Origin of the sequence: Limimaricola cinnabarinus LL-001, from assembly GCF_000466965.1 — a bacterium.
Taxonomy (GTDB): Bacteria; Pseudomonadota; Alphaproteobacteria; order Rhodobacterales; family Rhodobacteraceae; genus Limimaricola; species Limimaricola cinnabarinus.
In genome coordinates this window covers 1-21,664 of the sequence record NZ_BATB01000020.1, presented here as the reverse complement: position 1 = coordinate 21,664, position 21,664 = coordinate 1, and the positions used below count along the sequence as shown (strand labels likewise).

Here is a 21,664-nt window from a genome sequence, read left to right as displayed (position 1 = left end):
CTGCACCAACATTCCCGCCCCGGCCCCAAAATCGTCAGGAATCGCCAGTGACCGAAAGCTTCGAGACCCCAGGCCCCGTGGAGCGCGACTGGTCCGATGCGATCAGCCCGATCGAGGAGATCATCAACGACGCGCGCAACGGGCGCATGTTCATTCTCGTCGATCACGAGGACCGCGAGAACGAGGGCGATCTGGTGATCCCGGCGCAGATGGCCACGCCCGATGCGATCAACTTCATGGCCACGCATGGGCGCGGCTTGATCTGCCTGTCGCTGCCGCGCGAGCGGATCGACGCTCTGGGCCTGCCGCTCATGTCCACCAACAACTCTTCGCGCCACGAGACTGCCTTCACGGTGTCGATCGAGGCGCGCGAGGGCGTGTCCACGGGCATCTCGGCGCATGACCGCGCGCTCACCGTCGCGGTGGCCATCGACGCCTCCAAGACCGCCGCCGACATTGCCACGCCGGGCCACGTGTTTCCGCTGCGCGCCCGCGAGGGCGGGGTGCTGGTGCGCGCGGGCCATACCGAGGCGGCGGTCGACATCTCGCGGCTTGCCGGGCTCAACCCCTCTGGCGTGATCTGCGAGATCATGAAGGAGGACGGGACCATGGCCCGTCTGCCCGACCTCGTGGCTTTCGCACAGAAGCACGCGCTCAAGATCGGCACGATCAGCGACCTGATCGCCTATCGCCGCCGCCACGACAACCTCGTGAAGCTGCGCGACGAGCAGCAGATCCAAAGCGAGTTCGGCGGCGACTGGACCCTGCGCGTCTATACCGACACCACCCAAGGCGCCGAGCACATCGCGCTCATCAAGGGCGACCTTTCGGGCGACGCGCCGGTGCTGACGCGGATGCACACGCTCGATCCGATGCTCGACGTGGTGGGCACCGGGCCCAAGGGCCGGGCCCGCGAATTCGGCGACGCCATGCAGGCCATCGCCGACGAAGGGCGCGGCGTCTTGGTGCTGCTGCGCGATCTGCACATGAAGCTCGCCACCACCGAGGAGCATTCGCCGCATGTCCTGCGGCAATACGGCCTCGGCGCGCAGATCCTCTCGGCGCTCGGTCTGTCGAAGATCGTTCTTCTGACCAATTCCCCCCAACCCCGCGTGGTCGGACTCGACGCCTATGGGCTCGAGATCACCGGCACCCGCAAGATCTCGGAGATCGGATGATGGCCGGCCCCACCCACCACGCGCTCGCGCGTCCCGCCTTCGACGAGGCCCCGAAGATCCTCATCGTCGTCGCCCCCTATTACAAGGACATCGCCGACGGGCTCGTTGCCGGTGCCATGGCCGAGGTCGAGGCCGTGGGCGGCAGCTACGAGGTCGTCGAGATGCCCGGCGCGCTGGAGTTGCCCTCGGCGATCGGCATCGCCGCGCGCATGGGCGAATATGACGGGTTCGTCGCGCTTGGCTGCGTGATCCGCGGCGAGACCACGCATTACGACACCGTGTGCAACGACAGCTCGCGCGGGCTGATGCTGCTCGGGCTGCAGGGGATCTGCATCGGCAACGGTATCCTGACGGTCGAAAATTACGAGCAGGCCGCCGCGCGCGCCGACCCGGAGGGCCAGAACAAGGGCGGCGGCGCGGCCGCGGCGGCGCTGCATCTCGTGGCGCTGTCGCGCAAGCTCGGGCGCAAGGACAAGGGCCTCGGCTTCACCGCCGATCGGCTGGGAGAATGCTGATGGCCGAATCGAACAACCAGAAGCGGCGCATGCGCTCCACATCGCGCATGTATGCCGTGCAGGCGCTGTTCCAGATGGAAGCCTCTGGCCAGTCCGTCGATAGCGTCATGCGCGAATTCGAGATGCACCGCTTCGGCGCGACCTACGAGGAAGGCGAATGGGAGGAGGGCGACCTCGCCACCTTCCGGGGCCTGATGGAGGGCGCGGTCGACGAGCAGGCCAAGATCGACCAGATGACGCATCGCGCGCTGGTCGCGAAATGGCCGATCGCGCGGATCGATCCGACGCTGCGCGCGCTGTTTCGCGCGGCGGGCGCGGAGTTCCTCGGCAAGGTGACGCCGCCCAAGGTGGTGATCGTCGAGTTCGTGGAGATCGCGAAGGCGTTCTATCCCGATGGCAAGGAGCCGAAATTCGTCAATGGCGTGCTCGACCACATGGCGCGGGAGGCGCGGCCCGAGGCGTTCTGAAGCGCCTAGAAGCCGAAGGATCAGGAGGGCGTGGCACAGGCCGCGCCCCTTTTTCATGCGGGGATGATGTGGCGGGAACCGCAGCGACCGTGGGGTGAAAATTCCCGGGGACCTGTATATACAGGTGGGCGCCAGGTAAACGAACCAGGGTCCGCACAGAGCCAGCTCCCGTGGAATTGCTTAAGGCCACTGGAATTGTACCGTGACACGAGAAGAGCAGAACCCGCCGCGAGCACATCTAGGATCGCGCGCAGGGGATGACAAGGGGTCGCGCCGGGGCTTTCGCGTCTTGAAGCATGTTGCCGATATGTTCATGATGCCGCCCATGCCGGATGAATGGAACGACTGGGACGACTGGGAAAAGGGCGAGCGCCGCGTCGCGGCCCTGCCGGACGACGCGCTTTCGACCGAAGCGCTGTCGCGCCCGCGCGCCGTGCCGCAGCCCGGCCAGATCCTCGCTCGCGGCGTCTGCCGCCACCTGCTGGGCCATGGCTTCGTCACCGTCGAGGAATTCGTGCCCGCCTCGGGCCTGCGCGTCGACGTGATGGCGCTCGGCCCCAAGGGCGAATTATGGGTGATCGAGTGCAAGTCGAGCCGGGCCGATTTCACCTCCGACCGCAAGTGGCAGGGCTATCTCGACTATTGCGACCGCTATTTCTGGGCGGTGGATGACGGTTTCCCGCGCGAGCTTCTGCCCGAGGAGACGGGGGTCATCATCGCCGACGGCTATGACGCCGAAATCGTGGCCATGGCGCCCGAGGCCAAGCTCTCGGGCGCGCGGCGCAAGGTGATGCTTCAGAAGTTCGCGCGCCACGCCGCGTTGCGTTGGCACAAGGCGCGCGATCCGGCGGTCACCCTTTCTTCTTGAGCGCGCGCGCGGCGCGGGCGGCGGCCATGATCTCCTCGGCGATGTCTTCGGCCTCCTCGGGGTCGAAATCCATCGGGATCTCGGTCGCGCCCGCCTCGATGAACAGCCGCACCATGCCCTGATCGGTCGGCCCGATCTGCAGGTTCGCCTCGATGTCGCGTTCGGTGTCGATGCCCATGTCGGTTCCTTTCCAAGCTGGCATGTCCCTAGCGCCGGGACGCGCGCCGGGCAAGGTGGACGACCTCGCGGAAGCGGGGCCAAAACCGGGGCAGGGGGGTTGCATTCCACGCGCGCTGGCGCTAATTCCCGCGCCAGTGCCGCCTTAGCTCAGTTGGTTAGAGCGCTGGATTGTGGATCCAGAGGTCTCCTGTTCAAGCCAGGAAGGCGGTACCACCTCTCCTCTCCTCTCCTGCCAGTCCTGAAAATGTGATCGTCGCTCCGTCTTCCTCGGGGCCACGCCGATCGCCATCTTTCTATTGGGGTCAGGATATGGCTCCCGTGGCCCGAGGGCCGCTTCCTTCGCGGTGGGCGGTCCGGACGGGTCGCGAATCTCCTAGGTCGGAAAGGCTCGCGCGGGCCTGCGCTCCGACCCGGCGAGGGAGGATGCAGATGACACATCGACATCATTGGCAAGACTGGATCTATGGCGTGATCGGCGTCTGGCTGATCGTGTCGCCATGGGCTCTCGGCATGGCGGGGGCCGACATGTGGGGCATGGTCGTGCTCGGTGCGCTGACCATGATTCTGGCCGCCATCGGCCTGATGCAGGCCGATGCGCGGGACTGGATCGACTACGCCGTGGCCGTGGTCGCGGTGCTCGTGGTCGCGTCGCCTTGGGTGCTGGGCTTCACCGCGATGGCGGTGCCCTCATGGAACGCCGTGCTGTTCGGGGCGCTGCTCGCCATCGCGGCGCTCTGGACGCACCTGCTCCCGCACGAGGGCGGCCACGCCTGACGCCTCCGGTCGCGCGGGCTTAGTCCGCGCGGTCGATCTTCATGCTCTGCCGCAAGGCCCCGTCGCGGCCATAGATCAGCACGCGGTCATCGGTCGTCACCACCGCGATCCAGTCGCCGCCTTGGGTGAAGGCCATGGCCTCGGCGTCGTCGGGCAGGGCGAGACTTTCGGGCAATGGCAGCGCGGCGGGCTGGGGTGCCGTATCGAGACGGATGACAATCGCCGCGATCAGCACTAGGAAGCCTGCGATCATCACGCCCGCCAGAGCGATCACCAGCCATTTGAGCCATTTCAGCTCGGGCGGGATCAGGACCGGGCCGTCTGTCTCGGGAGCCTTCATGGCCGATCTCTCCACTGTCGTCCGCTTCATCATCGACGAAAATCCGCCGGCGCGTCTTGATAAGGCGCTGGCCCGCGATGTGCCAGAGCAGGCCACGCTGTCGCGCTCGCGCATCGCCAAGCTTCTGACCGAAGGCGCGGTGCGCGTCGATGGCGTCGTGGCGACGGACGCCAAGGCGGGCGTCGCCGAAGGGGCCGAGGTCGAGATCACCGTGCCGCAGGCCGCCGAGAGCCATATCGGCGCGCAGGAGATCCCGCTCAGTGTGGTCTGGGAAGACCATGACCTGATCGTCATCGACAAGCCCGCGGGCATGGTGGTGCATCCCGCCCCCGGCAGCCCCGACGGCACGCTGGTCAACGCGCTGATCCATCACTGCGGCGACGACCTGTCGGGCGTCGGTGGGGCGAAGCGGCCTGGCATCGTGCATCGCATCGACAAGGACACCTCGGGGCTTCTGGTCGTCGCCAAGACCGACCGCGCGCATCAGGGCCTCGCGATCCAGTTCGAGAAGCATTCGGCCGAGCGGCATTACCTCGCGCTGTGTCACGGCGTGCCGGACCCCAACGACCCGCGCCTGCGCGGCGTGAAGGGGGCAAGCTTCGAGCCGGGTTCGGTGCTCAAGATCCAGACCATGCTGGGCCGTCACCGCACCGACCGGCAGCGGCAGGCGGTGAGCTTCGACCAAGGCCGCCACGCGGTGACGCGGGCCAAGGTGATGGAGGCCTTCGCGGCATCGGCGCTGGTCGAATGCCGGCTGGAGACCGGGCGCACGCACCAGATTCGGGTGCACATGTCGCATGCGGGGCATGCGCTGATCGGCGATCCGGTCTATGGGGGGCGGCGCAAGCTGTCGGAAAAGACCCATTCGGCCCGGGCGGTGATGCTGGCCGCCGGCTTCGGACGGCAGGCGCTGCACGCGGCCTCGCTGGGCTTCACCCACCCGGCCACAGGCGAAAAGCTGCGCTTCGACAGCCCGCTGCCCGCCGACATGGCGGAACTCCTCACGGCGTTGCGCGGTTGAAGGGCCGTAACGAAATTCACTTGTCACTGAACCTCTGTCGCACCCCCTCGCCGGGCTGGGGATAAGGGTTCATCATTGCACAAGGATATCGCGGTAGGCGGCGCTTGCCCCGCTAGGCACGACGCCGTATCGCTGACCGATCCAAGAGACATCCGAAAGGAGGGGCCCATGGCAGAGACCTATACGAATCTTCCCGCCCCGTCGCCGGAGCAGGGACTGAACCGTTACCTGCAGGAAATCCGCAAGTTCCCGATGCTCGAGCCCGAGCAGGAATACATGCTGGCCAAGCGCTGGGTCGATCACGAGGACGCAGGCGCGGCGCACCAGCTCGTCACCTCGCACCTGCGCCTCGCGGCCAAGATCGCCATGGGCTACCGGGGCTATGGCCTGCCGCAGGCCGAGGTCATCTCCGAGGCCAATGTCGGGCTGATGCAGGCCGTCAAGAAGTTCGACCCGGAAAAGGGCTTTCGCCTCGCCACCTACGCGATGTGGTGGATTCGCGCCTCGATTCAGGAATACGTGCTGCGGTCGTGGTCGATGGTCAAGCTCGGCACCACATCCGGCCAGAAGAAGCTGTTCTTCAACCTGCGCAAGGCCAAGGCCCGGCTCGGCGCGCTTGAGGAAGGCGATCTGCGCCCCGAAAACGTCAAGCGCATCGCCACCGATCTCGGCGTGACCGAGGACGAGGTCGTCTCGATGAACCGGCGCATGTCGGGCGGCGATGCTTCGCTCAACGCCATGGTTGGCTCGGATGCCGACAGCGCCACCCAGTGGCAGGACTGGCTCGAGGACGACAGTGCCGATCAGGCCACCGATTACGAGGAGCGCGACGAGCTCGACGCGCGCCGCGAGTTGATGGCCGAGGCGATGGGCGTGCTCAACGACCGCGAAAAGGACATCCTCGTCCAGCGCCGGCTTCAGGACGAGGCCGTGACGCTCGAGGAGTTGTCGGGCCAATACGAGGTGAGCCGCGAGCGCATCCGCCAAATCGAGGTGCGCGCCTTCGAGAAGCTGCAAAAGCGGATGCAGGAACTCGCCAAGGAGCGAGGCATGCTCGAGAGCGCCTGAGCAAGTTGCACTTGGCGCCGCGATGATTACCCTTCCCCGGAAACGGGGAGGGGTTTTTCTTTCCCGCAGGCAGGGAAAGACCGTGATGAGTGAACCGATCCGCTGGGGCGTGCTGGGCGCCTCCAAATTCGCGCTGGGCGCCATGGCGCGCGCGATCCATTCCGCCGAGGGCTCCGAACTTGCGGCGCTGGCCACCTCCTCCGAGGACAAGGCCGCGCCGTTCCGGGCGTTCCAGCCGCGTCTGCGCGTGCATCTCGATTATCAGGCGCTGCTCGACGACCCGGAGGTGGATGCGGTCTATATCCCGCTGCCCAACGCCATGCATGTGGAATGGACGCTCAAGGCGCTCGACGCGGGCAAGCACGTGCTGTGCGAAAAGCCGCTGGCCATGAAAGCCGAAGCGTTCGACGCGGTGATCGCCAAGCGCGACGCGACCGGGCTGATGGCGGCCGAGGCCTACATGATCGTGCATCACCCGCAATGGATTCGCGCGAAGGAGTTGGTGCAAGGCGGCGCGATCGGCGAGCTGCGCCATGTCGAGGCGGCGTTCAGCTTCAACAATGCCGCCGCCACCGACAACATCCGCAACAGGCCCGAAACCGGCGGCGGCGGGCTGCCCGATATCGGCGTCTATGCCTTCGGCTCGGTGCGCTTCGTCACCGGGCAGGAGCCGCAGGAGATCCGCCACGCCAACATCCGCTACGAGAACGGGGTCGATGTCTATGCGCAGGTCGCAGCACGGTTCGAGAGCTTCGAATATGCGGGCATGGTGTCGATGCGGCTGCATCCGCGGCAGGAGGTGACCTTTCACGGTGACAAGGGCGTGCTGAAGATGCTCTGCCCGTTCAATGCCAACAGCTTCGGTCAGGCCGAGATGACGCTCGAGACCGAAGGGATGCGGGTCGTGCATGAACGCTGGCCCGGCATCGACCACTACAAGCTTCAGGTCGAGGCCTTCGGGGCCGCGATCGGCGGCGCGGCCTATGCCTGCCCGCTGGAGTTCAGCCGCGGCACGCAGGCGATGATCGACATGGTCTATGCCAAGGGCGGGAACGGCTGAGCGGATCGGCGGTTGTTCCCAGTAATACCACCGGAGGCAACCGCAATGGCCGACCCCAAGACAATCCTCGTGCTCGGCGCGCATGGCGTGACAGGGCAGGAGGTCGTGAAGCAGGCGGTGGCGCGCGGGCATCACGTCCGCGCTGCCGAAATGAAATGGCCCGACGATGCCCCGCCGGCGGGCCACAATGTTGAACGGGCCACGGCGAACGTGATCGAGGACGACCTCGGCCCGGTCGTCGATGGCGTCGATGCCGTGATCTCGGCGCTGGGCGTGCCGGGCGATCCCGCGACGCTGTTGGATCCGCCGCCCCTCTACACCACCGGCACGACCAAGCTCATCGATGCGATGAACGCGCGCGGGGTGACGCGGCTGGTGACGATCTCGGCGAGCTTCGTGGTCACGCATGACCGCGGCCCATTGCTGTTTCGCACCACCGCGATCCCGGCCCTGACCCGGGTGCTGCACCAGATGGGCGAGATGGAGGAGATGCTGCGCGTGAGCAGTCTGGACTGGACCGCCGTGCGCCCCGGATGGCTGCTGCCCGAGCCGTTGACCGGCGATTACGTGGTGGTGCCCGACGTCATTCCCGAGGATCTAATCCGCACCCGCCACGCCGATCTGGCACATTTCATGCTGCATTGCGTGGAGAGCGGCGAATGGATCCGTCAAACCCCAGCCATCGCGCGGCAAGAGGCCGAAGATCTGAGTTCGTCCTTCGAAGTGGTCAGGGAAATGCTGGCCTGATCGGGCCATATTCCTGTCCGAATCCTCCGTCATATTTGCCGAGACGACGATACCTATACCAATGGATAGGTGCGTAGGCAGGGAACGGGAGATTTCGGTGAGCATTCGAAGACATTTCATGGCAGGGCTTTCGACAGTTGCCATCATGGCGGGCGCGCCCGCCGTTGCGGCACCCAGTCAGGCGGCCATCGACGCGGTCGTGGCGCAGCTCGTGGCACAAGGCTACAGCGGCGAGATCCGCATCCGCCCGAGCGGCGATACCCTTGTCGTCGAGGCCACTGGCGCAGCGGGTCAGACCGAGCGCGTCTATAGCGGCGACGGCAGTCGCCTGTTCGAGGAGCAAAGCCGCAGCAGCAAGGGCACTTCGGTTGAGCGCGAGTTCGATGCCGTCGGCAATGTCGTGGAAGAGGAATACGAGGACGAAGAGGACGAGGACGATCGCGCGGAAGATCGGCGTGAGCGTGAGGAAGAAGCCGAAAACCGCCGCGAGCACGAGGGGGAGAAGGCCGAAGACCGCCGCGAGCGTGAGGAGGAAAAGGCCGAAGATCGCCGCGAGCGTGAGGAGGAAAAGGCCGAAGATCGCCGCGAGCGCGAGGAGGACAAGGCCGAAGACCGTCGCGAGCGCGATGAAGACAAGGCCGAAGACCGCCGTGAGCGGGAAGAGAAGAAGGCCGGGAAGCGTCGTGGGCGTGATGACGACGACGACGATGACGACGGTGACGACGATGACGATGATGAAGATGAAGATGATGACGACGATGACGATGACGACAACGACGATGATTGAGCCGGTCTAGCCTTACCGACTGCTCTGACATGAAAAGGGCCGGGGATTGATCCCCGGCCCTTCGTGCATGTCGAAAGACAGAGGCTCAGCCCTACATCTTCTCCAACTCGTCGATCAGCTCTTCGATCATCGACAGCCCTTTGTCCCAGAAGGCGGGGTCCGAGGCATCGAGGCCGAAGGGCGCCAGAAGCTCCTTGTGGTGCTTCGATCCACCCGCCTTGAGCATGTCGAAATACTTCTCTTGGAAATCCTCGCCGCCCTCTTCGTAGACCGCGTAGAGCGCGTTCACGAGCCGTCGCCGAAGGCGTAGGCATAGACGTAGAAGGGCGAGTGCACGAAGTGCGGGATGTAGGCCCAGAAGCTCTCGTAGCCCGGTGCGAAGTCGAAGACAGGCCCGAGGCTCTCGGCCTGAACGCTCATCCACAGCGCGTCGATGTCGTCGGGCGTCAGCTCGCCCTGCGCGCGCGCCGCATGCAGCTTGCACTCGAAATCGTAGAAGGCGATCTGGCGCACGACCGTGTTGATCATGTCCTCGACCTTGCCGGCGAGCAAGACCTTGCGCTCGTTGGCGTCCTTGGCCTTGGCGAGCAGCTTGCGGAAAGTCAGCATCTCGCCGAACACGCTCGCCGTTTCGGCCAGCGTCAGGGGGGTGGAGGACAAGAGTTCGCCCTGACCCGCCGCGAGGCGCTGGTGCACGCCGTGGCCCAGCTCATGCGCCAGCGTCATCACGTCGCGCGGTTTGCCGAGATAGTTCAGCATCACATAAGGATGCACGGTCGAGACAGTCGGATGCGCGAAGGCGCCCGGCGCCTTGCCCGGCTTCACGGCCGCGTCGGTCCAGCCTTCGTCGAAGAAGGGCCTCGCGAGTTCGGCCATGCGCGGGTCGAAATCGCCGTAGGCCTCCTCGACCATGGCGCGCGCCTCGTCCCATCCGACAATGCGGTCGGTCTCCATCGGCAGCGGCGCGTTGCGATCCCAGACCTGCATCCGCTCAAACCCGAGCCACTTGGCCTTCAGCGCGTAGTAGCGGTGCGACAGGCGCGGATAGGCGGCCACCACGGCATCGCGCAGCGCCTCGACGACTTCGGATTCGACATGGTTCGACAGATGGCGCCCGGTCTGCGGCGTCGGCATGCCGCGCCAGCGATCCTCGATCTCCTTTTCCTTGGCGAGCGTGTTGTGGATCCGCGAGAACAGGCGGATCTGCGTCTTAAACACGCGCGCCAGCTCATGCGTCGCCGCCTCGCGCTTGGCCCGGTCGCGATCGGTGAGAAGGTTCAGCGTGCCCTCGATGCCAAGCTCTTCGCCGTTCACTGTGAAGGTCAGCCTGGCGATGGTCTCGTCGAAGACCTTGTTCCAAGCGGCCGCACCGACACTCGACTGGTCATGCAGGAACTTCTCCAGCTCGTCCGAGAGCTGGTAGGGTTTCATCGCGCGCATCCGCTCGAAAACGGGGCGGTAGCGGTTCAGCTCTTGGCTCTGGCCGAGCAGGGTTTCGAGGTGGCCCTCGTCGAGCCGGTTGAACTCAAGGCCATAAAAGACGAGAGGCGTGGTATAGGCGGTGATCCGGTCCTGACAATCCGACATGAACTTGGCCCGTTCGCTGTCGGTGGTCTGCTGGTAATAGCGCAGCCCCGCATAGGACATGATCCGGCCCGCCACGATGTCGATACGCTCGTAGCGCTGCACGGCCTCCAGCAGCCCATGCGCGTCGAGCGTGGCGAGCTTGCCCTCGTAATCGGCGGCGAACTCGGCGCAGGCCTTCTCGAGCCAGTCGATGTCGTTCTTGATCTCGGCCGAATCCGGCGCGGGATAGAGGTCCCTCAGGTCCCATTCCGGCAGGTTGCCCAAAGGGCGGCCCCCGGTTTCGGTCGCGGCGTCGAAGCGGGGGGCTTGGGTCATGGGGCTGCTTTCTGTCCTGTGTCTCGGAGCCGAAAGATATGGTCGCGGACGGCCCGGCTCAACCCATGTCAGCCGTCGAAGGCGGCATCCGGTATGGCGCGCGCCTTCTCGAGCGTGGCGCGGGCTTCTGCCTCGTCGCTGTCGCGCGGGGCAAGCGGGCGCAGATCGACCCCGTCGGTGACGCACAGTTCGGCGAGCACCGGGTAATGATCCGAACCGAGGCCATCCAGCACCTCGAAACCCGTCATGGCGAGCCCCTGTTGCCATAGGATCTGGTCCAGCGGCCATTTCATCCACCATGAATTGGCATCGAAGCTGATCAGCGGCCCGCGTCCCGCGCGCGGATCGATCAGCCCCCCGAGGCGCAGGGCTCGGCGCGAGGTGCGCTCCCACGGGGTGGCGTTGAAATCACCGGCGAGCAGGGCGGGCAGATCGCCGTCACGCGCCTCGATCGCCGCCTCGAGCACCGTCGCATCACGCAGGGTGGAGGGTTGGAAGTAATGCGGTGGGCGCGGATGGATGCCAAAGACCCGGATCTGCCGGGCCGGGTGGTCGAGCGTGCCGACAAAGAGTGGCGTGTCCGCGCCGAAGGGGAACCGCATCTCGGTGTCGGCAAAGGGATGCCGCGAAAAGACGTGCATCCCGTAATAGGTGGCGTCAGACGGGATGTCCTGCAGGTGGTGGTCGTAATCGGCATCGAGCGCCGACAACGCCTCGTCCCACCAGCCATTGGTCTCCAGCACGAAGAACAGGTCCGGGTTCTGCTCGCGCACCAGCGCGATCACCTCATCGGCCTGACGGTTCTTGCGCTGCACATTGGCGACCATGACGCTCAGCCGCGCCTCGGGACCGCAGGTGGCGGTGCGGGGATCCATCTTGGCCGCGAGAGGCTGATACGGCCAGAGCTTCCAGCCGTGATAGCCCAGCGCGATCAGTGCAAGCACCGTGAGCCAGCGAGCCGCCCCGCGCCCGATGCCACCCAAGGCCACCATCAGCACCCACAGCACGACGAGTCCGGCGGCGAACTGCATTCGCGGAAAGTCGAGATACCGCACCCACCAGGCATCGGTTTCGAGAAGTGGCAGCAGCGAGGCGATGGCCAGCAGCAACAGGCCGACCCCCGCGATAATGGCAAAGGCGTGTCTCATGCGGTGTTGTCTCCTCCATAGGCGGCGAGCATGTCCTTGAGATCGTCGAGCGTGTTGATCTCGTCGAGAGGCTTGTCGTGCCGCCAGCGCAGCATTCTCGGAAACCGCAGGCTCACGCCCGACTTGTGCCGCGGGCTGGGTTGGATACCTTCGAAGCCGATTTCGAACACATGTTCCGGTTTGACGTGACGCACCGGCCCATAGCGTTCGAGCGTGTTCTTGCGCACCCATGCGGTGATCTTGCGAAACTCGGCATCGGTGAGCCCGCTATAGGCCTTGGTGAAGGGCACCAGCCCATTGCCGTCCTTTACCGCGAAGGTGAAGTCGGTGAACATGTTGGCCCGCCGCCCCGATCCGGCCTGCGCATAGATCATGACCGCGTCGATGGTCAGCGGATCGACCTTCCATTTCCACCAGTCACCCTTCTTGCGCCCCGCGAGATAGGGCGAGGCGGCTCGCTTGAGCATCAGCCCCTCGGCCATCAGGTCACGCGATTTCGCACGCTCCTCGGTCAGCTGGTCGAGGCTCTCGACCGGAACGAGCGGCGACAGGCGGAAGGGGGCTTCGGGCGGAAGATCGCGGCCCAGCGCATCGAGCCGGGCGCGGCGTTCGAAGAAGGGCAGGGCGCGGATATCCTCACCATCATGCTCCAGCAGGTCGTAGCCCATGAGGATCACCGGCGCTCGGTGAGCAGCTTCTTGGGCACCGTCTTGCGGCCGATCCGCTTTTGCAGCGCATTGAAGGACAGCGGCACCTCGTCGCCCCAGCCCAGCACTTCGCCGTCGATCACCGTACCCATCGGCAGGAAATCCTTCATCCGCGCCAGTTCGGGAAACCGGTCGGTCATGAGCTCTTCGCCGCGCGACCACAGGTGATGGTCGCCGCCGCGCAGGATCAGCTGGCCGCGGATGCCGTCCCACTTGCGCTCGGCCATCCAGTCGCCCGGATCGCCCAGGGCCTCGGGATCGTCGAGCTGGTAGGCAAGGTAGAAAGGATAGGGGCGCGACAGGCTGGCGGTGGGGTCGGGCGCATGCACGAGACTGTGCCAAGTGATGTCGTCGGGCGTCCACGACCCCATAAGCCGATGCGTCAGCTCGGCCTCGTCGATCTCGGTGGCCTGCGCCAGCGCCCGGGTCATCAGCTTCTGGCTGACCCCGACGCGGAAGCTGCCCGTCAGCAGCTTGGTGAACAGGAGCCGCTCGGTCGGACCGAGTCGGTCCCACGCCGCGAGGATGCCAGACTTGCGCGCAGCGTCGTCCTGCTTCGAAAGCGTGCGGATCTCGGCGATCCAGTGGCTGAGAGGGCGATCCTCCTCGGCCTCGGCGGGGGGCAGGACGAGGGAGATGGTTTCGGCCAGATCGCCGACGATCGGGTAGGCCTCCTCGAACAGCCAAAGCGGGATGCCCGCCCTCTCGGCCGCCCATTCGCGCAGTACCGTAGCAGTAATGGTCCGGCGCGGACGGCGGCCAGAGAAGATCGCGATGGTCCAAAGCTTGTCGGCGTCGGGGGCCTCACGGAAATACGCGGCCATCGCCGCGACCTTCTTGGTGGTCCGGGTGGTCTGGTCGACGGCGCGGAACAACTCGGCAAAGCGCTTCATGCGGCCTCGCCCCCGGTTTCGCCCTCATCCGGGGCATCGAAATTCTCGCCCGAATACTCGGTCGAGACGATCGCTGCGTCATAGCCCTCGCTCTCTAGCCAGCGGCGAAAGACGGAAGTGTAGCCATGGGTGACGAAGATACGGCTCGCGCCCGTCTCGCGTATCGCGGCGTTCAGCCCCGGCCAATCGGCGTGGTCCGACATGATGAAGCCCCGGTCGGCGGCACGGCGGCGGCGCACGCCCCGAAGCGCCATCCAGCCGCTGGCGAAGGCGGTCGAGGCCGGATTGGCCGCCGTGCCGAACCGCCGCGACCAAGGCCCGCCAAGCCCCGACGGCGTCGCGACGACGAGCGCGCCGGGATAGGCCTTGAGATCGATGTCGGGCGTCACGCGGATCGTATCGGGAAGTGCTATGCCCTGTGCGCGCAGCACCGCGTTTGTGTTCTCGACCGCGCCATGGGTGAGGATCGGGCCGATCGAGGTGTCGGCCAGCGTCAGGATGCGCTGCGCCTTGCCCAGAGCATAGGCTCCGATCAGGGAAAACCGCCCCTCGGCGGCGTTGGCAGCCCACCACGCGTTGAGATCGCGCGCCAGCTCGTCCTGCGGGGTCCATTTGAACACCGGCAGGCCGAAGGTGGATTCGGTGATGAAGGCGTCGCATTTCACCGGCTCGAACGGGGTCGAAAGCCCGTCATCGATGGTCTTGTAATCGCCCGAAGCGACCCAGACCTCGCCCCGGCGTTCGATGCGGATCTGTGCCGAGCCGGGCACGTGGCCCGCCGGATGGAACGACACGGTGACGTCGCCTATGCGACGCGTCTCACCATAGCGGATCGTGTCGAGCGAGATGTCGCCCAGGCGGTGGCGCATCACCGGGGCCGCGATGTCGGTGGCGAGGTAGCGGTTCATGCCCTCATGCGCGTGATCGGCATGGCCATGGGTCACGAGGGCGCGGTCGACGGGTTGCCACGGGTCGATGTAGAAATCGCCCGCTTCGCAATAGATGCCCCGATCGGTGAATGTCAGAAGATCGCTCATGACCCCGAGGGTAGCGCGGGGGACAGGGCCGGGTAGTGAGTATTTCGGGAGTGAAGTGCGGGAGGCGGCGCGCCTCGTTGGGACGCCGGCCTCATCATGGATCGCGGGGAGGGGTCTCTCAGGCCACTTCGCTGAGCGCGGCCTTCGGCGTGATGCCCAAGGCATGACAGACGTCGCGCGTGAGATCCGGCTTGTTGAGCGTGTAGAAATGCAGATGCTCCGCGCCGCCCGCGATCAGCTTGTCGCACAGCTCGGTGGCGAGCGCCGTGGCCAGCATGTCGGCCTCGGCTTGATCGGCGGCATGTTCGAAGCCGTCGGCCACGACTTGCGGGATCGAGGTGCCGCACATCGCGGCGAACTTGCGCGCGCCCTTCCAATTCTCGATCGGCAGGATGCCGGGAATGATCTGGCCCTTGATGCCCGCCTTCTCGCAGGCGTCGCGAAACCGAAAAAAGGTGTCCGCCTCGAAGAAGAACTGGGTGATGGCGCTGTGGGCGCCCGCGTCGAACTTGCGCTTGAGATGCTCGACATCCGCAAGCTCGTGTGCGGCATCGGGATGGCGCTCGGGATAGGCGCCGACGCGGATGCGGAACTTCTCCATCGCGGCCAGCGTCTCGATCAGCTCGACGGAGCCCGAGAAGCCCTGCGGATGCGCCGTGAACCCGCCCGACCCTTTCGGCGGATCGCCCCTGAGGGCCACGATCTCCTCGACGCCCGCCTTGGCATAGCCGTTGACGATGTCGAGCGTCTCGGCGCGCGTCGCCTCCACGCAGGTCAGATGCGCCGCGACGCGCAGACCGGCCTTCTTGTGGATCGCATCCACCGCTTCGTGGGTGAGCTGGCGCGTCGTGCCGCCCGCGCCGTATGTGACCGAGACGAACTCCGGCCCCATCGGCGCAAGCGCCTGAACCGTGTCCCAAAGACGGAACGAGCCTTCGATGTTCTTCGGCGGAAAGAATTCGAAACTGACGGCGGGGCGGGTCATGGACGGTCTCCTATGGGCTGTGGACCTTGTCGCAGATGAGGTGGTGTGAGACAAATTCATAACCCTCACCACGATCATGAGTTTCACTTGCATATCGAGTTCCGCCATCTGCGCACGATCAAGGCGATCCATGACACCGGCGGTCTGGCGCGGGCGGCCGACCTGCTCAACATAACACAATCGGCGCTGTCGCATCAGATCAAGGGGATCGAGGATCAAGCCGGGGTCGAGCTTTTCGTGCGCCGCTCCAAGCCGCTCAAGCTCTCGGCCGCCGGGATGAAGCTTCTGGCCGCCGCCGAGGACATCCTGCCGCGCGTCGCCGATCTGGAGGCCGAGTTCGCCGGGCTGGTCGCGGGCAAGTCTGGGCGCATGCATATCGCGATCGAATGCCACGCCTGCTTCGAATGGCTGCTGCCGGTGCTGGAACAATTCCGCAAGGCCTGGCCCGAGGTCGATGTCGATATCCGCCCCGGCCTCGCCTTCGACGCGCTGCCCGCGCTCAGGCGCGAGATGGTCGATTTGGTGATCTCCTCCGATCCCGAAGAGTTGCCCGAGACCGATTTCACGCCGCTTTTCGATTACGAGCCGGTCTTCGTCGCCTCGTCGATGAACCCGCTGGCCGAGAAGCCCTTTGTCGAGGCGCGCGATTTCGCGGAGCAGATGCTGATTACCTATCCGGTGGAGCGCACGAGGCTCGACGTGTTCACCGAGCTTCTGCTCCCCGCGAAGGTGGAGCCCGCCGCCATCCGGCAGGTTGAGTTGACGGCGGTGATCCTGCTTCTCGTGGCCTCGAACCGCGGGGTCGCGGTGCTGCCCGATTGGGTCGTGCGACAGCTGCGGCACAACGCCGATTTCGTGACCCGGCCGCTGACGGCAAAGGGCAAGACCCGCAGGCTCTTTGCCGCGACCCGCTCGGACGACACGGCGCGGCCCTATATCGCCCATTTCACCCGGTTGGCGCGGCAGGAGGCGGTGAAGCTGCAAAGGGGCTAGGCGGCGCCGCTTGGCCCCTTGCCCGGATGGCACGGAGCGGCTATGGCCCCTTGATCCGTGACATCTCAGGGCCCCGTGGGCCTGACAGCCCAAGCCCGAGGAGGCCCCGATGGCCCGTTCCGCCAATCTCAACGTGATGATGAAGACCGCCCGCCGCGCCGGTCGCGCGCTGCTCAAGGATTTTGCCGAGGTCGAGCAGCTGCAGGTCTCGACCAAGGGGCCGGGCGACTTCGTCACCCGTGCCGACCGTCAGGCCGAGCAGACCGTGCGCGAGGCGCTGATGGAAGCGCGGCCTTCCTATGGTTTCTTGGGCGAAGAAGGCGGCCCGGTCGAGGGCGAGGACCCGACCCGGCGCTGGATCGTCGATCCGCTCGACGGCACCACCAATTTCCTGCACGGCATGCCGCATTGGGCGATCTCCATCGCGCTCGAACACAAGGGCAAGATCGTCGCCGGCGTGATCTACGATCCCGTCAAGGACGAGATGTTCCACGCCGAGAAGGGCGAGGGCGCATGGCTCAATGAAAGCCGGTTGCGGGTTTCGGGGCGTCACCGGCTTGTCGAATCGATCTTCTCGACCGGCGTACCCTGCGCCGGGCGCCGCACCCTGCCGGCGATGATTCAGGATCTCGCCCGGATTGCCCCCGAAGTGTCCGGTGTCCGGCAATACGGCTCGGCCGCGCTCAACATGGCCTATGTGGCGGCGGGCCGCACCGAGGGCTACTGGGAGCGCGAGCTAAAGATCTGGGACATCGCGGCGGGCATGATCATCGTCACCGAGGCCGGCGGTTTCGTCGGTGCCATCCGCGACGGGCACGATCCGCTCGAGCATGGCGATGTGGTCGCGGCCAACGCCGAAATTTTCGAGAAGTTCGCCAAGCTGGTCCGCGCCCGCGAGGCCTGAGGCCCCTAGCGGTCGGAGGGGTGGTTCACCCCGTCCGACCACGGGATCTCGCCCAGATGGGCGGGGTTCACCCCTTCCAGCGCGCCGACATTCACCCCGTATTCGTTCGGGTTCGACCGCCTGCGGTGATGGGTGTAGATGCCGCAGGTGGCACAGAACCAGTGCTGCGCTGTGCCGGTGCCCCACTGATAGAGCGTAAGATTGTCGGCTCCGCGCACCACCTCCAGCTCTCCCAGACGCACCGTCGCCGCGATCGCGCCGCGCCTGCGGCAAAACGAACAGTCGCAACGCCGTGCGGTGGCCAGCCCCTCGGCAAGATGCACGCACAGCTCGACCGCGCCGCAGTGGCAGGTCAGCCGGTGATGGGGCTCGGGGATCGTCATCTGCGTCTCCTCACGGTCGGGATGTTGCTGCGCGCCAAGGGCGGCGCGGGGGCGTGTGGCGGCACCCCGTGGGTGCGCGCCCAGAAAGTCGAGCCGCCGCGCCTGAGCCAGACCGGCAGCGCCAGTCCCAGCCCCACCGCGAAGCCGCCCGCATGGGCCCAGTAGGCGATGCCTCCGCCGACGCTCGCATCGGCCCCGAGCCGCCCAGCACCTGCAACCCGAACCAGACCGCCAGCACCAGCCAGGCGGGCACCGGCACCAGCCGGATATACACGATCAGGAAGATCAGGATGTCGATCCGCGCGCGCGGAAACATGAGCAAATAGCCCCCCATCACGCCCGCGATCGCGCCCGACGCGCCGATGGTGGGGACCGGTGAGAACGGCTCGGCCGCGAACTGCACGAGGTTGGCCGCGACGCCGGAGGCCAGATAGAAGGCCGCGAAGCCGCCATGGCCCATCTGCTCCTCCATGTTGTCGCCGAAGATGAACAGAAACAGCATGTTGCCCGCAAGATGGAACAGGCCGGCATGCAAGAACAGCGAGCTGACGAGAGAGATCGGGTTCTCGGCCGCCGAGATCCGCGCCGGGATCATCGCCCAGTCGAAATAGAGCCGTGCGAGATCGTCTCCGGTGTCGAGCGCGACTACCATCCACAGATAGATCGCGACATTGAGCACGAGCAGGCTCCATGTGACATAGGGCGTGCCGGTCGAAGGGTTGTGGTCGCGGATCGGAAACATCGGGGCCTCGGCTGCGGATCTTGACGCGCGGTGAGGCGCTGGCGCAGCATGGCGCATGATCCGCGCGACCGCCATGGTGCTTGGCCTGATACTCGCCGCTCCGGCATGGGGCCGTGACTGTCCACCGCCGCCCGACCATGCGGGCGAAATTTCGGCCCTGCTCGACCGGCTGGCGCGAGCGGGCGATCCGGTGCAGGCGCAGCGTCTGATGAACGCGCTCTGGGCGCTGTGGTTCGATGCCCCCGATGCGCGCGCGCAGGACTTGCTCGATCGGGCGATGGAGCGGCGCGCGGCGGGGCAGGGCGACGAGGCGCTGGCGCTGCTCGACCAACTCGTCGAGGAGTGTCCGGATTATGCCGAAGGTTGGAACCAGCGCGCCTTCATCCATTACCTGCAAGGCGCGCATGCGGCGGCTCTTGCCGGTCTCGACGCGACGCTGGCGCGCGAGCCGAGCCATGTCGGAGCGCTGGCCGGACGGGCCTTGGCGCTTATGGCGCTGGGCCGCGACGCCGAGGCGCGCCGCGCCCTCGATGCCGCGCTGGCGCGCAACCCCTGGCTGCCCGAACGCGGGCTGATCGAAGCGCCGGGCACCGACATCTGACCCCACCGATCTCCTCCCGGTGCTTTACCGTCCGCGCATGGCGTCGTAAGTCTCGCCCCAGGCCCGTGTGGTGAAATGGTAGACACACGAGACTTAAAATCTCTTGCTCCTTCGGAGCGTGCCGGTTCGAGTCCGGCCACGGGCACCAAGACTTAGGCTAAGCCCTTGTAAAGCCCGGCTTTTGCGCAATCAAAGCAAGGCCGTAGCACATGCCGGATCACATTTCTGCCCCGTATACCTTCCTGAAAGAGGGTGTTTTCTACTTCCGGCGACGAGTGCCTGCGGAGTTGAGTCGCCATTACACGTCCCCGAAGATCGCCTATTCGTTGCGGACGAGATCGCCCCGCGTGGCGGCAGCTCGGGCTATGCGAGCAGCGGGGCAACTCGACGAATATTGGTATCACCTTCGCTGTCAGGATGCGGACCTGCCCGGCAAGCATATGCTGCGAATGGGCGTGGCTGGTCGTGATCGAGCGCCTGTTGAGGGCTATGATGTCAACACTGGGGGCATGAGCCTTTCCGAGGCTGTTGTGACGTATCTCCGTCTAAAGGGCGGGGGAAAGGGCATCACCTTTCACCGGGCAGCAGAGCGATCCTGTGGCTACGTAATCGACACCTGTGGGGACAAGCCGCTCACGGCATATACGAAGCTGATGCCAACGCCTTCCGCGATGCCTTGATCGCCCGTGGCATGGCGGGCAGCAGCATCACTCGTGTCTTCGGTACGGTGCGGTCGATCATCAACTTCGCGGCCAACGAGGAGGGGGTCGAACTGAGCAATCCCTTCGGCAAGGTCTACTACGACCGGTCAGCGGGCGTGTCGGACCGTCAGCCCATTCCGGGCGAAGCTATCCGTGCCGTGCAGGCCGAGTGCTATCGCTTAGACGACGAGATGCGGTGGCTGGTGGCCTTGGTTGCCGATACGGGGATGCGCCTCGCCGAGGCAGCAGGCCTGCTCTGCGAGGACATCGTGCAAGACGCTGACGGCAACTACACGGCCCGGATCACCCCGCATCCGTGGCGAAGGCTCAAGACGACTGGCAGTAAGAGGGAAGTCCCCCTTGTCGGCTCTGCTCAGTGGGCGGCTGAGCGTCTATTGGCTGCGCATGGAGGGACGGGCTTTGCTTTCCCGCGCTACAACAAGACCGGCATTACAAACGCCAACGCAGCTAGTGCGGGACTCAACAAGTGGCTGAAATCCTATGCACCGGATCGCTCAACCATGCATGGCTTTCGCCACTCAATGCGTGACCGACTACGGGCCGTGGAATGTCCGTCTGATATTGTCGATCAGATCGGAGGTTGGCAAACCGAAGGTGTCGGCCACGGATATGGGAAAGGTTATCCAATAATAGTCCTAAAAAAGTGGATGGAGGCAACTATTCAGGCTGCAGATCAGTATTCGAGGTCGAAATGACAGCACGGGCGGTGCAGAACTTAACCGTACGAAGGCTAACAGATCCAGTATTTGGGCAGTTTCCTGTCCCTAATGGCCTTACCACGGCCGGGAAGAAGCTCGTACTCGCGGCATGGGGCGGTGTATGTGCATATTGCAGTGATCATCCCGCGCAGCACGTCGATCATATCATTCCGAAAGCAAGAGGCGGCATCGAAGATTTCGGAAATTATGCCGCAGCCTGCCGTCGATGCAACCATGAGAAATTCAAACACCTGCTTCGCGACGACCTTCTAGAGCTAGTTGCGAGGTCAGCGCAGTCAAAAGCCCTTCAAATTTCTCATTCGGTAGACAAGGCAAGTCCAAAGGTCCGGCGCAAGAAGAGTTTGGATGTCTTTCATGAAAAGATGCGAGGCTACCTTGAGGAGAAGGTCGTCTCAATAATTTTTGTAGGTTTGTCCGAAGAGGCTATTCAAGCGTCTGTAATGCTTGATCCGCGGGCCACTAACGCCAGGAATTTTAAAACGGGTCATAGCCGCATGATCCTGGAGTTTCGAAATAAGAGTCTAATCCATGAAATAAATGGATTTCAGTATGGGGGGCCGGTGGTTTTGTACAATAGGTTTGAGTATCATTACCTAGTTTATGCTCAATCCCCGAGCCGAGGGGAAGGGAAGGGGTCATTCTCTGCTAAGTATTTTGATGCTGTCAGGGCAGCGCAATATTCTGGCCTGAGGATGCTGGAAGTAGATGGGGATGGGGACGTGTTTCCTGATAAGCCTAGTCTTTTCAGGCCTTTGATTTCGATAGCAGCATCGAAGTTTGAAAATGATGCAGTTTTAGCAATAAGAGGAGAAGGATGGCTGGAGCGTTAAGTGCTAACATACGCCCTAATGCTACGGCCTTGCTTTGATTGCGCAAAAGCCGGGCTTTACAAGGGCTTAGCCTAAGTCTTGGTGCCCGTGGCC

The 21,664-nt window shown here is 65.0% G+C and carries 23 protein-coding genes, 2 tRNA genes, 1 other RNA gene and 3 pseudogenes; 18 read left to right on the top strand and 11 right to left on the bottom strand.

The features are described from left to right. The first annotated feature begins 47 nt into the window (after positions 1-47). From ribB to nusB, 3 genes are read left to right on the top strand one after another with little or no spacing between them, the layout of a single operon-like run. Positions 48-1,178: a 3,4-dihydroxy-2-butanone-4-phosphate synthase gene (gene ribB / locus MBELCI_RS08870; RefSeq protein WP_021693853.1), complete on the top strand. Its 1,131-nt coding sequence runs from the start codon at positions 48-50 to the stop codon at positions 1,176-1,178. Continuing rightward, positions 1,178-1,693, top strand: a complete 516-nt coding sequence (locus MBELCI_RS08865) for a 6,7-dimethyl-8-ribityllumazine synthase (RefSeq protein WP_110546414.1) — start codon at positions 1,178-1,180, stop codon at positions 1,691-1,693. The genes ribB and MBELCI_RS08865 overlap by 1 nt, the downstream gene beginning before the upstream one ends. Continuing rightward, positions 1,693-2,160, top strand: a complete 468-nt coding sequence (gene nusB, locus MBELCI_RS08860) for a transcription antitermination factor NusB (protein WP_045319919.1) — start codon at positions 1,693-1,695, stop codon at positions 2,158-2,160. Before MBELCI_RS08865 ends, nusB begins: the two co-directional genes overlap by 1 nt. Positions 2,161-2,231: 71 nt before the next feature. Here the strand turns inward: nusB and ssrS are convergent. After that, positions 2,232-2,386, bottom strand: a non-coding RNA gene (ssrS, locus tag MBELCI_RS22935) — 6S RNA. A gap of 87 nt (positions 2,387-2,473) precedes the next feature. On the opposite strand from ssrS, the gene MBELCI_RS08850 reads away from it, so the two are divergent. Then, the gene (locus MBELCI_RS08850; protein ID WP_439645925.1) at positions 2,474-3,028 is read left to right on the top strand and encodes an MmcB family DNA repair protein; all 555 of its coding nucleotides are present in this window, start codon (positions 2,474-2,476) and stop codon (positions 3,026-3,028) included. On the opposite strand, the gene MBELCI_RS08845 is transcribed toward MBELCI_RS08850, so the two are convergent. Then, complete coding sequence (locus MBELCI_RS08845) at positions 3,012-3,206, bottom strand: DUF6324 family protein (protein WP_021693849.1); 195 nt, start codon at positions 3,204-3,206, stop codon at positions 3,012-3,014. The two genes, MBELCI_RS08850 and MBELCI_RS08845, sit on opposite strands and share 17 nt — an antisense overlap. A 138-nt stretch (positions 3,207-3,344) precedes the next feature. Here MBELCI_RS08845 and MBELCI_RS08840 point away from each other — a divergent pair. Both MBELCI_RS08840 and MBELCI_RS08835 read left to right on the top strand, forming a co-directional pair. Further along, positions 3,345-3,421: transfer RNA gene (locus MBELCI_RS08840), tRNA-His, on the top strand. Between the two features lie 216 nt (positions 3,422-3,637). Then, positions 3,638-3,982, top strand: coding sequence for an SPW repeat domain-containing protein (locus MBELCI_RS08835; protein WP_158497373.1), 345 nt, complete (start codon positions 3,638-3,640; stop codon positions 3,980-3,982). A 19-nt stretch (positions 3,983-4,001) separates the two neighbouring features. Here MBELCI_RS08835 and MBELCI_RS08830 read toward each other — a convergent pair whose 3' ends face one another. After that, positions 4,002-4,322, bottom strand: coding sequence for a DUF6476 family protein (locus MBELCI_RS08830; RefSeq protein ID WP_021693847.1), 321 nt, complete (start codon positions 4,320-4,322; stop codon positions 4,002-4,004). On the opposite strand from MBELCI_RS08830, the gene MBELCI_RS08825 reads away from it, so the two are divergent. From MBELCI_RS08825 to MBELCI_RS20710, 5 genes are all read left to right on the top strand, one after another. Beyond that, positions 4,321-5,343 carry an RluA family pseudouridine synthase gene (locus MBELCI_RS08825; RefSeq protein WP_021693846.1) on the top strand — a complete coding sequence of 341 codons (1,023 nt, stop codon included), beginning with the start codon at positions 4,321-4,323 and terminating at the stop codon, positions 5,341-5,343. The two genes, MBELCI_RS08830 and MBELCI_RS08825, sit on opposite strands and share 2 nt — an antisense overlap. Before the next feature lie 168 nt (positions 5,344-5,511). Beyond that, the gene (rpoH, locus tag MBELCI_RS08820; RefSeq protein ID WP_021693845.1) at positions 5,512-6,411 is read left to right on the top strand and encodes an RNA polymerase sigma factor RpoH; all 900 of its coding nucleotides are present in this window, start codon (positions 5,512-5,514) and stop codon (positions 6,409-6,411) included. A gap of 85 nt (positions 6,412-6,496) precedes the next feature. Next, complete coding sequence (locus MBELCI_RS08815) at positions 6,497-7,471, top strand: Gfo/Idh/MocA family protein (RefSeq protein WP_045319911.1); 975 nt, start codon at positions 6,497-6,499, stop codon at positions 7,469-7,471. Between the two features lie 45 nt (positions 7,472-7,516). Then, positions 7,517-8,218, top strand: a complete 702-nt coding sequence (locus MBELCI_RS08810; protein WP_021693843.1) for an NAD(P)-dependent oxidoreductase — start codon at positions 7,517-7,519, stop codon at positions 8,216-8,218. A gap of 118 nt (positions 8,219-8,336) precedes the next feature. Continuing rightward, positions 8,337-9,005: a hypothetical protein gene (locus MBELCI_RS20710; RefSeq protein WP_131505520.1), complete on the top strand. Its 669-nt coding sequence runs from the start codon at positions 8,337-8,339 to the stop codon at positions 9,003-9,005. Between the two features lie 91 nt (positions 9,006-9,096). Here the strand turns inward: MBELCI_RS20710 and MBELCI_RS08800 are convergent. From MBELCI_RS08800 to metF, 6 genes and pseudogenes are all read right to left on the bottom strand, one after another. Continuing rightward, positions 9,097-10,907 (bottom strand): annotated as a pseudogene (locus MBELCI_RS08800) (M3 family oligoendopeptidase). A gap of 68 nt (positions 10,908-10,975) precedes the next feature. Beyond that, positions 10,976-12,055: an endonuclease/exonuclease/phosphatase family protein gene (locus MBELCI_RS19275; RefSeq protein WP_021693841.1), complete on the bottom strand. Its 1,080-nt coding sequence runs from the start codon at positions 12,053-12,055 to the stop codon at positions 10,976-10,978. Beyond that, the gene (locus tag MBELCI_RS21570; RefSeq protein ID WP_235047601.1) at positions 12,052-12,390 is read right to left on the bottom strand and encodes an ATP dependent DNA ligase; all 339 of its coding nucleotides are present in this window, start codon (positions 12,388-12,390) and stop codon (positions 12,052-12,054) included. The genes MBELCI_RS19275 and MBELCI_RS21570 overlap by 4 nt, the downstream gene beginning before the upstream one ends. 126 nt (positions 12,391-12,516) lie before the next feature. Then, positions 12,517-13,655: pseudogene (locus MBELCI_RS08790) on the bottom strand (ATP-dependent DNA ligase); the annotation flags it as partial. Continuing rightward, positions 13,652-14,692, bottom strand: coding sequence for a ligase-associated DNA damage response exonuclease (locus MBELCI_RS08785; RefSeq protein ID WP_021693839.1), 1,041 nt, complete (start codon positions 14,690-14,692; stop codon positions 13,652-13,654). The pseudogene MBELCI_RS08790 and the gene MBELCI_RS08785, both read right to left, overlap by 4 nt. A gap of 118 nt (positions 14,693-14,810) precedes the next feature. Then, the gene (metF, locus tag MBELCI_RS08780; RefSeq protein WP_045319910.1) at positions 14,811-15,677 is read right to left on the bottom strand and encodes a methylenetetrahydrofolate reductase [NAD(P)H]; all 867 of its coding nucleotides are present in this window, start codon (positions 15,675-15,677) and stop codon (positions 14,811-14,813) included. A gap of 87 nt (positions 15,678-15,764) precedes the next feature. Between metF and MBELCI_RS08775 the strand changes: the two genes are divergently transcribed. After that, the gene (locus tag MBELCI_RS08775; protein ID WP_045319909.1) at positions 15,765-16,670 is read left to right on the top strand and encodes a LysR family transcriptional regulator; all 906 of its coding nucleotides are present in this window, start codon (positions 15,765-15,767) and stop codon (positions 16,668-16,670) included. 109 nt (positions 16,671-16,779) lie between these two features. Then, a complete protein-coding gene (locus MBELCI_RS08770) occupies positions 16,780-17,574 on the top strand; it encodes an inositol monophosphatase family protein (RefSeq protein ID WP_045319908.1) in 795 nt (264 codons plus the stop codon). Between the two features lie 5 nt (positions 17,575-17,579). Here MBELCI_RS08770 and MBELCI_RS08765 read toward each other — a convergent pair whose 3' ends face one another. Both MBELCI_RS08765 and MBELCI_RS08760 read right to left on the bottom strand, forming a co-directional pair. Next, positions 17,580-17,957, bottom strand: a complete 378-nt coding sequence (locus MBELCI_RS08765) for a GFA family protein (RefSeq protein ID WP_021693837.1) — start codon at positions 17,955-17,957, stop codon at positions 17,580-17,582. Beyond that, positions 17,954-18,699: pseudogene (locus MBELCI_RS08760) on the bottom strand (rhomboid family intramembrane serine protease). The gene MBELCI_RS08765 and the pseudogene MBELCI_RS08760 overlap by 4 nt, the downstream one beginning before the upstream one ends. Before the next feature lie 55 nt (positions 18,700-18,754). On the opposite strand from MBELCI_RS08760, the gene MBELCI_RS08755 reads away from it, so the two are divergent. From MBELCI_RS08755 to MBELCI_RS19845, 5 genes are all read left to right on the top strand, one after another. Next, complete coding sequence (locus MBELCI_RS08755; RefSeq protein WP_021693835.1) at positions 18,755-19,300, top strand: tetratricopeptide repeat protein; 546 nt, start codon at positions 18,755-18,757, stop codon at positions 19,298-19,300. A 61-nt stretch (positions 19,301-19,361) separates the two neighbouring features. After that, positions 19,362-19,448 (top strand) — tRNA-Leu (locus MBELCI_RS08750). A 61-nt stretch (positions 19,449-19,509) separates the two neighbouring features. After that, a complete protein-coding gene (locus MBELCI_RS22545; protein WP_369385411.1) occupies positions 19,510-19,980 on the top strand; it encodes a DUF6538 domain-containing protein in 471 nt (156 codons plus the stop codon). Between the two features lie 11 nt (positions 19,981-19,991). Beyond that, a complete protein-coding gene (locus MBELCI_RS21565) occupies positions 19,992-20,717 on the top strand; it encodes a tyrosine-type recombinase/integrase (RefSeq protein WP_235047600.1) in 726 nt (241 codons plus the stop codon). Further along, entirely contained in the window at positions 20,714-21,571 is an 858-nt protein-coding gene (locus tag MBELCI_RS19845) for an HNH endonuclease (RefSeq protein WP_081698522.1), read from the top strand. Before MBELCI_RS21565 ends, MBELCI_RS19845 begins: the two co-directional genes overlap by 4 nt. Positions 21,572-21,664: the final 93 nt, after the last annotated feature.